Source organism: Sphingobium sp. EP60837 (assembly GCF_001658005.1).
Taxonomy (GTDB): Bacteria; Pseudomonadota; Alphaproteobacteria; order Sphingomonadales; family Sphingomonadaceae; genus Sphingobium; species Sphingobium tyrosinilyticum.
On record NZ_CP015987.1, the window covers coordinates 884914 to 895818 of the forward strand.

Below are 10905 nucleotides of genomic sequence, written 5' to 3' on the forward strand. Positions count from 1 at the left end.
CCAATAAAAGATGGAAAAGGGAGAAGGCGGATGAGTGAAGAGGCCCAAGCCATGTCGGAAACCGCGCCCACGGGTAGCCGCTTCACTCTGCTGGAGCCGCTGCGCCAGCGGACCTACCGCACGATCTGGATCGCCAGCCTCTTTTCCAACTTCGGCCAACTGATCCAAGGTGTCGGCGCAGCCTGGCTGATGACGCGCCTTACTTCCTCGCCGCAGATGGTTGCGCTCGTGCAAACGGCCATCATGCTGCCGCTGATGCTGGTCGCTCTACCCGCCGGAGCGATTGCCGACATGTTCGACCGCCGCAAGGTTGCGCTCGCGGGCCTCGCCTTCGCCTGCGCCATGGCGATCTGCCTCACACTGCTGGCCTGGGCCGAACTGATCTCTCCCTGGATATTGCTCCTCTTCTGCTTCCTGATCGGCGCAGGCGTCGCGTTGTTCGCTCCCGCTTGGCAGGCGTCTATCGGCGAACAGGTCAGCGAGGAACATTTGCCTGCCGCCATAGCGCTTGGTTCGATCAGCTATAATGTAGCGCGCAGCTTTGGCCCGGCTATAGGAGGCATCATCGTCGCCGCGCTGGGGGCGATGGCGGCCTTTGCCGCCAACGCGCTCTTCTATTTGCCCTTGGTCCTGGCCTTCCTGCGATGGGAGCGCGCCCATAAGCCTTCCCGCCTGCCGCCCGAGCGGATCGACCGTGCGATCGTCTCAGGCATCCGCTATGTCGTGCACTCGCCGCCAATCCGCGTCGTTTTGATACGGACGCATGTCGTGGGTCTGGCAGGCGCCTCCGTGTCGGCATTGACGCCGCTGATCGCAAAGGATCTGCTGCAGGGGACAGCGAGCACCTATGGCCTGTTGCTGGGCGCTTATGGCGTGGGCGCGGTGCTGGGCGCGATGGGACTGGATCTGGTGCGCCAGAGGCTTCGGCTTGAGCAGGCGGCGCGTCTCCTGGCTGTCCTATTGGGCGCGATGATCATCCTTGCCGGGATCAGTACGCACGTCGTCCTGACCTGCGGCGCGTTGATGGTGGCGGGTGCGGCCTGGATGATCCTGGTTGCGCAGTTCAATGTCGCCGTCCAGATGTCCGCCCCCCGCTGGGTCACGGCCCGTGCGCTCGCCTGCTATGGTTCAGCGCTGACCGGCGGTCTTGCGATCGGCGCATGGGGCTGGGGGTCTGTCGCCGCGGCGGTCGGGACGGGGGATGCGATGGTCCTTTCCGGGACCGCAATGGCCTTGAGCGCCTTGTTGGGCTTCGCCATTCCCTTGGCTCGATCCCTGCCCGATGGACTGGAACAAAGCATATTGACCCATCAGCCACAGGTGGGTCTGGCCCTTACCCCCCGCAGCGGCCCTGTTGTTATCGAGATCGACTATCGGGTCGATAGGGACCAGGCGCGGGATTTTTACGCCGCCATCCAGAAATTGCGCAGCGCGCGGCTACGCAGCGGCGCATTTGGCTGGTCGTTAGCGCGCGACATCGCCGACCCGGAGCTATGGACCGAACATTATCACTGCCCGACATGGGGCGATTATCTTCGCCAGCGCGACCGCATGACGATCGCGGACCGCCAGATGGAGGACACCGTCAACATATTCCACAAGGGTGGCAATGAGGGGCGGGTCCGGCGGCGGCTTGAAAGGCCGACGGGCTCCGTGCGGTGGCGCGCAGACACGCCCGATCGCCGGGACGAGGCGATCGATATTTTTCTCCCCTAGATCATGGGGATAGGGGCATGGTGTGCAGCTTTCGTTGTGAATATCGGCGAGCGCGTTAGAGTTCGCCTGTTTCAATGTTGGAGAGCGGCATGCCAAGGCAGGCAAAACGGACGGTTGGGCGTCCCCGGAGGCTGACTCTGGACGCGATCGTCGATGCGGCCTGTGAAGTCGGCATTGCGAAACTGGAAATGAGCCTCGTCGCCGAAAGACTGAACACAGGCGTAGCGACGCTTTACGGCTATGTGCGGGGGCGCGACCATCTCCTTGAACTGGTGGCTCAGCGTCTGGTCGGGCAGGCGCTCATCAAGGATGAAGGGCAAAGCTGGCAGGACATTCTGCGCGAGCATGCGACAATTACATATCGGCTGTTTCGGTCGCTGCCGCATCTCATCACCAATCTGATGGCCAAGGAACCCGAACAACACAATTTCGATTATTCCCGCCGGGTATTGGGCATGCTGGAGGCCAGGGGCATACCGCCGTCGACCGCCGTCTACGCCTATGTCGAGATTAATCAGGTGGTCATCGGCGCGGCGATCAGCATGATGCGACGGGAAGCACTGGAAAGCCTATCCGTGGATGATGAAGGGCGCCACGTGCCCTGGCCTGACATCCTAGGCGATTACCGTCCGACATTGGAACGTATCATTCTGGGCTACGAAGCGGATTTAGGCACCATCGCTATTACTCCGATTACCGTACCTGAATAAGACGGGCTCCAGTGCCGGAAAAAGCCCTTTCACGATTTTCTCCCATTTGGGAGGTTTGATGATTCGCGCCTTCTGTCATTCGAAAGGTCGAAAGGCTGGAAAGACGATGACAGATAGCAAAACGCTCACCCACCTGGCGCGCCTGGAAGCGGAGAGCATTCATATTTTGAGAGAGGTTGTGGCCGAGGCTGAAAAGCCGGTCATGTTGTATTCCGTGGGCAAGGACAGCGCCGTGATGCTGCATCTGGCGCGCAAGGCATTTTATCCCTCGCCCCCGCCATTCCCCCTGCTCCACGTCGATACGACCTGGAAGTTCAAGGCGATGTACGAACTGCGCGACCGCATGGCGCGTGAAAGCGGCATGGAACTCCTGGTTTATCATAACCCCGAAGCCCAAGAACGGGGGATCAATCCGTTCGACCATGGTCCGCTGCATACCGACATGTGGAAGACCGAAGGTCTGAAGCAGGCGCTCGACCTCTATGGTTTTGACGCGGCATTTGGCGGTGCACGCCGCGATGAAGAGAAGAGCCGTGCCAAGGAGCGCATCTTTTCCTTCCGTACGGCGTCGCATGGCTGGGACCCGAAGAACCAGCGGCCGGAGCTGTGGAACCTCTACAACGCCAAGAAGAACAAGGGCGAGAGCATCCGCGTCTTCCCGATCAGCAACTGGACCGAGCTGGACATCTGGCAATATATCCACCTTAACAATGTGCCGATCGTGCCGCTCTATTTCGCGCAGGAACGACCGACCGTGGAGCGTGACGGCATGCTGCTGATGGTGGATGACGATCGCTTCCCGCTGCAGCCCGGCGAGGAGCCTGTGATGCGGTCAATCCGCTTCCGGACGCTTGGCTGCTACCCGCTGACCGGAGCTGTGGAAAGCACGGCGCAGACGCTGCCTGAAGTGATCCAGGAAACGCTGCTGACCACAACGTCCGAACGCCAGGGCCGCGCCATCGACAAGGATGCAGGCGGCGCGGGCATGGAGAAGAAGAAGCAGGAGGGGTATTTCTGACCTGAGCCGTCATCCCAGCGACCCGCAAGGGCGGCGAAGCCAACGCTGGGATTTCAGGCCACCAGAACCTTCCCAAAGATCAACGAGATGCCGGCCTGCGCTGGCATGACGGGACAAGATCAATGACCGACACACTCGACGAACCCATTTACAAGACCGATGCCCTCATCGCCGAAGATATCGACGAATATCTGAAGGTGCATGAGCACAAGACGATGCTGCGTTTCATCACCTGCGGGTCGGTGGACGACGGCAAGTCGACCCTGATCGGCCGCCTGCTTTATGACAGCAAGATGATCTTCGAGGATCAGCTTGCCGCGCTGGAAGCGGACAGCAAGCGCGTGGGCACGCAGGGGCAGGAAATCGACTTTGCGCTGCTGGTCGATGGCCTCGCCGCCGAGCGCGAACAGGGCATCACCATCGACGTGGCCTATCGCTTCTTCGCCACCGAAAAGCGCAAGTTCATCGTCGCCGATACGCCAGGCCACGAACAATATACGCGTAACATGGTGACGGGCGCCTCGACCGCTGACCTCGCCGTTATCCTGATCGACGCGCGCAAGGGCGTGCTGACGCAGACCAAGCGCCACAGCTACCTTGCCCACCTGATCGGCATCCGGAACATCGTACTGGCCATCAACAAGATGGACTTGGTCGATTATGACCAAGCGGTCTATGACGGCATCGTCAAGGATTATACCGAATTCGCTCGCTCGATCGGCATCCAACATTTCGTGCCCATGCCGATTTCGGGTTTCAAGGGCGACAATATCACCGGCCCGTCGGAAAACACGCCCTGGTACAGGGGCCCGGCGCTGATGGCGCATCTGGAGACCGTCGAAGTCAACAGCGCGACCGATGCGGAAAAGCCCTTCCGCATGCCGGTGCAGTGGGTGAACCGCCCGAACCTTGATTTCCGTGGCTTTTCCGGCCTGATCGCGACCGGCACGGTGAAGCCGGGGGACGCCGTGCGCGTGCTGCCTTCGGGCAAGACCAGCACGGTGACGCGCATCGTCACGCTGGACGGTGATCTGGACGAGGCGGTTGCGGGGCAGTCCGTCACGATCTGCTTTGCCGACGAGATCGATTGCTCGCGCGGCGACGTGATCGCGCTCGCAGACAATCCACCCCAGTCAGCCGACCAGTTCGAAGCGACGATCGTCTGGATGGCGGACGAGGAAATGCTGCCGGGGCGTCCTTATTGGCTGAAGGTAGGCACGCAAACTGTCACCGCGACGGTGCAGCAGCCCAAATATCAGGTGAACGTCAACACGATGGAGCATCTGGCGGCCAAGACGCTGGACTTGAATGCCATCGGTGTCGCGAACCTTTCGACCGACAAGCAGATCGTGTTCGAGTCCTATGAGCAGAACCGGACGCTTGGCGGCTTCATCCTAATCGACAAGATCACCAATGCGACCGTGGCTGCGGGTATGCTGCACTTCTCGCTGCGGCGGGCGCAGAATGTTCATTGGCAGGCGACCGACGTTACCCGCGAGTTCCATGCGGGGCTGAAGAACCAGAAGCCTGCGGTGCTGTGGTTCACGGGCCTGTCGGGTGCGGGCAAGTCAACCATCGCCAATCTTGTCGAAAAGAAGCTCGCGCGGATGAACCGCCACACCTTCCTGCTCGATGGCGACAATGTCCGCCATGGCCTCAACAAGGACCTGGGCTTCACCGATGCTGACCGTGTGGAAAATATTCGGCGCGTGGGTGAGGTGGCGAAGCTCATGACCGACGCGGGCTTGATCGTCATCACCGCCTTCATCTCGCCCTTCCGTTCGGAGCGCGAAATGGTGCGGCAGATGATGCAGCCGGGCGAGTTTGTCGAAGTGCATATCGACACCCCGCTGGCCGAAGCTGAGGCACGCGACGTCAAGGGCCTTTACAAGAAGGCGCGGGCTGGGGAGCTGAAGAACTTCACCGGCATCGACAGCCCCTATGAGCCGCCAGAGGATCCGGAAATCCGCATCGATACCACTGGTATGACCGCAGACGAGGCCGCCGACCTCATCATCGCAAGGCTGATCCCATGAGCCAAGAGATGAGCGATGGCGATCTTGCCGCGCACCTCGCCGAGGTCGCAGGAAGGATCCTGATCAACGTCCGCGAATCCGGCCTGTTCAGCGCCAAGGCGTTGGGCAAGGCGGGCGACCAGACGGCGAACCAATTCCTTGTCCATGCCCTGCGCGAAGTGCGTCCGGAGGACGGGCTGCTGTCCGAAGAAGAGAAAGACAATCCCGACCGGCTCGCCAAGAGCCGGGTGTGGATCGTCGATCCGGTCGATGGCACCCGCGAATATGGCGAAGAGCGGTCCGACTGGGCGGTGCATGTCGGCATGGCGGTCGATGGTGAGGCCGTGCTGGGCGCGGTCGCACTGCCGGGCCTGGACCTCACCGGCACTGGCACCGGGACCGTGCTGCGCTCCGATCAGCCGCGTCCGCTGCCGCCTGCGCCCGAAAAACTGCGTATGGTCGTATCGCGCACCCGCCCCGCCAAGGAAGCGGTGGCGGTGGCCGAACGGCTCGATGCGGAGCTGGTGCCCATGGGGTCGGCAGGCGCGAAGGCGATGGCCGTGATATTGGGTCAGGCGGACATCTACCTCCATTCGGGCGGCCAATATGAATGGGACAGCATGGCTCCCGTCGCGGTCGCGCAGGCGCACGGCCTCCATTGCTCGCGCATCGACGGCAGCCCGCTCGTCTATAACCAAAAGGACGTGTATCTGCCCGACCTGCTGATCTGCCGGAAGGAACATGCTCAAAATGTCTTGGGCCTGATCGCGGAGGTACGGATCGACGCCTGAAGAGAGGAACGTGGGATGAGCGTGCTTGAGCCGTTCGACTATGCGCATGACGGTTTAAAGCTGTCGGGCCGCCTCGCGCGGCCCGCCGGTCCTGGCCCTCATCCTGCCGTCCTGGTGATGCATTCGGCTCTTGGCCCCGACCGGCAGACGGGTGAGCGGGCACAGGACCTGGCGAAACTCGGCTATATCGCGCTCGCCACCGACCTGTACGGGCTCGGACTCGCGGGCCCCGACCTCGACTATATGCCGCTATTCCAGCAATATCAGGAACAACCCGATCTGCTGCGCGGCCGTATTCTCGCCGGATATGAAGCCCTTCGCGCGCTCCCAGAAGTGGACGCAGGACGTATCAGCGCGATCGGCTATTGCTTCGGCGGCCAATGCGTACTGGAACTGGCGCGCAGCGGTGCCGACGTGCGATCCGTCGTCAGCTTCCACGGGCTGCTAAGTACCGCCCGGCCAGCCCAACCTGGCAAGGTAAAGGCGCAACTGCTGGTCCTTACCGGCGCGAAGGACCCCTTCGTCCGCGAAGAAGATGTCCGCCGCTTCCAGGAAGAAATGACTGCAGCGCAAGCGGACTGGCAACTCACCATCTATGGTGAGGGCTACCACTCCTTCACCGCCCCCGAAGCGGCGACGTTGAATTTCGAAGGCATCCGCTACGATCCGCTGCTCGACCGCCTGTCCTGGGCCCAGGCCACGGCTTTCCTCGACGCGACGCTGAACAGGCCCGCTACCTAGTCAAGGCGAACTGCACCGATACCGTCGCGCCCAGCGTCAACTCTCCCGGCGCGACCGGGCTCGGCGGCGGCGGCGGAGCAGGCGGCGCGCCAGCCATCCGTCCCGTCACGAAGATGGGCTGAGGATAATAGCCGCCGCCTTCACTGATCGACAGAATGCGTGAAATCCGCAAGCCCGCAGCACGCGCATAGAGTTCGGCGCGCGACCGCGCTTCCTTCACCGCCTCGACCCTTGCCTCGTCAAGCGCCGCCTTGGGCTCATCCAGCGTGAAGGACGGCCCATCCACCTGATTGGCGCCTTCCGAGACCAGCGTGTCGATGATCCGGCCCATCTCGCCTAGCTTGCGCACCCGCACCTGAACATTGTTGCGCGCCTCATAGCCGATGATTCGGGGAGGCTGTGGTGTAACCGGCGCGACATAGGGTTCGCGCGTCATGCGGGCGCGGATTTGCGCTTCCTGTTCCGGATTGGAATATTGCGGCTGCAGCGAAAGCGCCGACGTCTGGATGTCGCGATCCGCGATCCCCGCCCGCTTCAACGCTTTCACGACGTCATCCATGCGCGTTGCATTGGCGGCTAGCGCCTGGCCGCCTGTCTTGCCTTGCGTCACCACGCCCGCTGAAAACATGGCGACATCGGGCACGCGGCGGCTCTGCCCTTCTCCGCTGACGACCAGCAATGTCTCCTCAGGCGTCAGAACCGGGCTCGCTGTCGGAAGCTGCGCCTGGACCGCCGGAGCGACGCTTGCCGCAATGACCAAAAAGGCAAAGCTTTTCATCGGCATTTTCTCCATCATTGTCGAAGCGCAACGTGTGTGTCCGCTTCCGGTTGCAAGGCTTCTTTCATCCATCGCAACTTCGTCGCCCTGCTCGCGTTGAGGGGTCGGAGGCGTGATGAAGATGATGCGACAATCCCCGGCGGGCTGGCTGACCGTCTTCGCTCGACTAGGCTTTGCGGCGAGAGGCTTGGTCTATCTGCTGATCGGCGTGGTCGCGATCGACGCAGCGCTAAACGGCGGGCGACCGAGCGATAACCAAGGGGTAATGGGAACAGTCGCGGATGCGCCCGGCGGCCAATTGTTGCTGCTTCTCTGCGCACTCGGATTTGCCGGTTACGCCTTTTGGCGGCTGACCGAAGCGGCGCTTGATCCCGAACATCGCGGACAAAGCATGAAGGGCAAATTCGAACGCGCCGGCTATGCCTTGAGCGGCATCATTCACATCGGCCTCGCGGCTGCCGCGGTCAGGCTTGCCACGCGCAACTCCCCTTCTCCCAATGGCGCGCCAGGCGATGAAGCCGTCCAGGACTGGTCGGCATGGCTGATGGAACAGCCTGCCGGACCTGTGCTCCTGGGACTCGCCGCGCTGCTGCTGTTCGCGACGGCGGCCGCGCAGGCGATTAAGGCGTATAGGGCGCGGTTCGATGAGCTTGCAGGCGATGTTCCGGCGCCTGACAAGGTGCGTTTGTTGGGCCGCGTCGGCTATGCCGCGCGGGCTCTCGTCTTCGCCCTCATGGGCTGGTTTCTGCTGAACGTGGTCATCCATCATAATCCGGAAGAGGCAGGAGGATTGGGCGCGGCGTTGCGGCATCTGCGCGCGCAGGATCACGGACCCTTGCTGCTGCTGGCCGTCGCGACGGGTCTTGCGCTCTTCGGTGTCTTCAGTCTGGTGGAGGCGCGCTACCGTCACCTCCGTGTCGTCACGCCAAGGATCTGAGCCTATCCCTTGCTTTTGCGAGCGCTCGCCTCCGCCCCGCTGGCGAACCATAGCGCGATCGCCCATCCTCCGACCGTGCAGCCGCCGAACCAGATCAGCCACATCGCCGCGTCTCCGGTGAGCGCGATCAGCAAGCCCGGCACCGCAGCCCCCAGCATATGAAAATAGCGTCTCGCCTTGCCATGACCTTCGCTCAGCCCCGCAGCTCGTCTGCGCTTGGGGTCGCCAAGCGCAAGCAAGAGGATGAAGATGATAGAGGCTAGCGTGGCGGCGAACGTCAGTGCGGTCATCATTCGGCGGCCTGGAGGAACGCAGGCTGACGAGCGATCCGCTCCGCCCGCCGCGAAGCGACCCGCGCAATTACCCAGCCTCCGGCCAGCAACAGCGCGCTATCGACCGCAGCGATGATCGGTTGCCCCTCACGGATTGCAACGCCCCAGCCCGGACCTCCCATGAGCAAGCGCAGCAACGGCAGGCCAAGCAGCAGAACGCCGATCGCGCCCTCCATCAGCGGCGCGAGCTTCTCCCGATCACGCAAGAAAAAGCCGCCAAGGATCGCCGCTGCTGACGCAATCAGGAAACCGGCAGGCGTCCAGAACAACGCCTGTCCAGACGATGTGGTGAGGAAAAATGCAGCAACCGTACATAGTAGCGCGAACGGCAGGCCAAGTCCGATAATCGTCACCAGGCGATCGAGCCATCCCAGCGTTCGCGCTTCGATCGCTCTCCGTACGACCCAAAGGCGAAGGCCGGTCAATGTCACATAGCACATCGCAAAGCCCAGCCCGAACCAGATCGCTTTGGAGAGCAGCCCCGCGAAATTGCCGAAATGCAGCGGCGACATGATCGCGGCGAGTGTGCCCCCTGCCGATGGCGTCGCGCCGATCAACGGCTTGACCTGTTTGAAACCACCGTCCGCTCCATCATAGAGCAGGCTGATCGGGACAACGCCGCTTTCCTCGGGCGGATGAAAGGTCGTGACCTTGGCGTCGGCCCGCCCGAAATTCTCGATCGTGACGAATGTGGGGATCTCACCCGTCCGATGGATCGCATCGCTCGTGATCCGGTCAAGGCCGCTGGTCGCCGCAGGCCGTGGGTCGGGCTTACCCGGATTGCCGAACACTGTGTCGTTGAGCGCCTGAACATCGCCGCCAAAGGCGGCCATGGCGACTATGGGCACCCCGACCGTTCCAAAGAAGGAGAAGAAGCTGCCGGTGAAGGCGAGGATGAAGGCGAAGGGCAGGCTCCATGTCCCGGCAACACTGTGCCGGTCCCGGTTGAAGAGCACCGGATTGGCCCTGGGCCGCAGGGTGAAGATATCCTTGAAAAGATGCCGGTGGATCATCAGTCCCGAAATCGCCGCCACCAGCATCGCAAGGCCCAATATGCCCGTCAGCAGAAGCCCCCAGGGGTTCGGGATGTGCAGCCGCACATGCGTATCGACCAGGAAATGGCTCAGCGCGTCATCATTGTGCGGGCCGAACACTTCTTCGCCGGTTCCGCTCTGCCGGTCCACCACTCGCCCGTCGCGATCGACCTGATAATAAATACCGCGGCTCACAAATGTGCCGTCGGGATCGGTTTCGTGCCGATGGAAAAAGGCGCCCAGCTCATGGTCGCCGACTTCGAACAGATCGACGCCTTCATGATATTTGGACGGCGTCTGTGCGCCCAGACTTTCCACGGTTTTGCCGATCGGCCGTTCAAAGGCTGAACTAGTCGATACGTGACCGGCGGACCAGGTGCCGATCTCCTCCGCAAACACCGCCGCCGTGCCGGTCAGGATCACGGCATAAAGGACCAGCCCCAGCAATATTCCCGACCAGCCATGGACCGCGACCATCAGCTTCGCTTCATTCTTGGGGAGATGGATCATTTGCCTGCCACCTTCGCTGCTGCCGTACGGTCGAGAAACTTGTGCGCGAGCAGCCCTCCGTGGCTGACCAGCAGGAACAGCGCGACAAGCGCGATGCGGCCGACGCTGCGATCAAGGCAGGCATGAAAGAAGAGCGTCGCCCAGATCAGCGGCGCCGCCACCAGCGGCAGGACCAGATTGTCGATTCCCGCCCGTCCGCCGGGCAGCCACAGTGCCATGCCCGCCATCACGACCACGGTGACCAAAACCGCACCCGGTCCGGCAAGCAGGATGCGGCTCCAACGGCGGCCTGTTCCGGGGATGACTTTCCTCATCATCGGCCC

At 62.3% G+C, this 10905-nt stretch carries 11 protein-coding genes; 7 read left to right on the plus strand and 4 right to left on the minus strand.

Translation table 11 applies throughout. The annotated features are described in order from the left end of the window. Nucleotides 1–30 precede the first annotated feature (30 nt). From EP837_RS17020 to EP837_RS17045, 6 genes are all read left to right on the plus strand, one after another. Nucleotides 31–1716 carry an MFS transporter gene (locus tag EP837_RS17020; protein WP_335676159.1) on the plus strand — a complete coding sequence of 562 codons (1686 nt, stop codon included), beginning with the start codon at nt 31–33 and terminating at the stop codon, nt 1714–1716. A gap of 89 nt (nt 1717–1805) precedes the next feature. Continuing rightward, complete coding sequence (locus EP837_RS17025) at nt 1806–2426, plus strand: TetR/AcrR family transcriptional regulator C-terminal domain-containing protein (protein ID WP_197486362.1); 621 nt, start codon at nt 1806–1808, stop codon at nt 2424–2426. 106 nt (nt 2427–2532) lie between these two features. Beyond that, nucleotides 2533–3444 (plus strand): sulfate adenylyltransferase subunit CysD, encoded by a 912-nt coding sequence (gene cysD / locus EP837_RS17030; RefSeq protein ID WP_066531762.1) that lies wholly within the window; start codon nt 2533–2535, stop codon nt 3442–3444. Between the two features lie 122 nt (nt 3445–3566). Continuing rightward, nucleotides 3567–5480, plus strand: a complete 1914-nt coding sequence (cysN, locus tag EP837_RS17035) for a sulfate adenylyltransferase subunit CysN (RefSeq protein ID WP_066531185.1) — start codon at nt 3567–3569, stop codon at nt 5478–5480. Further along, entirely contained in the window at nt 5477–6250 is a 774-nt protein-coding gene (locus EP837_RS17040; RefSeq protein WP_066531186.1) for a 3'(2'),5'-bisphosphate nucleotidase CysQ, read from the plus strand. Before cysN ends, EP837_RS17040 begins: the two co-directional genes overlap by 4 nt. 15 nt (nt 6251–6265) lie before the next feature. Then, nucleotides 6266–6991 carry a dienelactone hydrolase family protein gene (locus tag EP837_RS17045; RefSeq protein WP_066531188.1) on the plus strand — a complete coding sequence of 242 codons (726 nt, stop codon included), beginning with the start codon at nt 6266–6268 and terminating at the stop codon, nt 6989–6991. Here the strand turns inward: EP837_RS17045 and EP837_RS17050 are convergent. Continuing rightward, nucleotides 6984–7769, minus strand: coding sequence for an SIMPL domain-containing protein (locus EP837_RS17050; RefSeq protein ID WP_156518683.1), 786 nt, complete (start codon nt 7767–7769; stop codon nt 6984–6986). The two genes, EP837_RS17045 and EP837_RS17050, sit on opposite strands and share 8 nt — an antisense overlap. A 121-nt stretch (nt 7770–7890) precedes the next feature. Here EP837_RS17050 and EP837_RS17055 point away from each other — a divergent pair, with 121 nt between their 5' ends. Next, complete coding sequence (locus EP837_RS17055; protein WP_197486363.1) at nt 7891–8706, plus strand: DUF1206 domain-containing protein; 816 nt, start codon at nt 7891–7893, stop codon at nt 8704–8706. Between the two features lie 2 nt (nt 8707–8708). Here EP837_RS17055 and EP837_RS17060 read toward each other — a convergent pair whose 3' ends face one another. Genes EP837_RS17060 through EP837_RS17070 form a run of 3 tightly spaced genes read right to left on the minus strand, consistent with a single transcriptional unit; the run spans nt 8709 to nt 10896 of the window. After that, entirely contained in the window at nt 8709–8996 is a 288-nt protein-coding gene (locus EP837_RS17060; protein ID WP_225870628.1) for a hypothetical protein, read from the minus strand. Then, the gene (locus tag EP837_RS17065) at nt 8996–10582 is read right to left on the minus strand and encodes a PepSY-associated TM helix domain-containing protein (RefSeq protein ID WP_066531190.1); all 1587 of its coding nucleotides are present in this window, start codon (nt 10580–10582) and stop codon (nt 8996–8998) included. Before EP837_RS17065 ends, EP837_RS17060 begins: the two co-directional genes overlap by 1 nt. Further along, entirely contained in the window at nt 10579–10896 is a 318-nt protein-coding gene (locus EP837_RS17070; protein ID WP_066531768.1) for a hypothetical protein, read from the minus strand. Before EP837_RS17070 ends, EP837_RS17065 begins: the two co-directional genes overlap by 4 nt. Nucleotides 10897–10905: the final 9 nt, after the last annotated feature.

Coding starts and splice junctions, on each gene's coding strand:
- EP837_RS17020 (WP_335676159.1), top strand. CDS start 31: ATGAGTGAAGAGGCCCAAGCCATGTCGGAAACCGCGCCCACGGGTAGC.
- EP837_RS17025 (WP_197486362.1), top strand. CDS start 1,806: ATGCCAAGGCAGGCAAAACGGACGGTTGGGCGTCCCCGGAGGCTGACT.
- cysD (WP_066531762.1), top strand. CDS start 2,533: ATGACAGATAGCAAAACGCTCACCCACCTGGCGCGCCTGGAAGCGGAG.
- cysN (WP_066531185.1), top strand. CDS start 3,567: ATGACCGACACACTCGACGAACCCATTTACAAGACCGATGCCCTCATC.
- EP837_RS17040 (WP_066531186.1), top strand. CDS start 5,477: ATGAGCCAAGAGATGAGCGATGGCGATCTTGCCGCGCACCTCGCCGAG.
- EP837_RS17045 (WP_066531188.1), top strand. CDS start 6,266: ATGAGCGTGCTTGAGCCGTTCGACTATGCGCATGACGGTTTAAAGCTG.
- EP837_RS17050 (WP_156518683.1), bottom strand. CDS start 7,769: ATGAAAAGCTTTGCCTTTTTGGTCATTGCGGCAAGCGTCGCTCCGGCG.
- EP837_RS17055 (WP_197486363.1), top strand. CDS start 7,891: ATGATGCGACAATCCCCGGCGGGCTGGCTGACCGTCTTCGCTCGACTA.
- EP837_RS17060 (WP_225870628.1), bottom strand. CDS start 8,996: ATGACCGCACTGACGTTCGCCGCCACGCTAGCCTCTATCATCTTCATC.
- EP837_RS17065 (WP_066531190.1), bottom strand. CDS start 10,582: ATGATCCATCTCCCCAAGAATGAAGCGAAGCTGATGGTCGCGGTCCAT.
- EP837_RS17070 (WP_066531768.1), bottom strand. CDS start 10,896: ATGAGGAAAGTCATCCCCGGAACAGGCCGCCGTTGGAGCCGCATCCTG.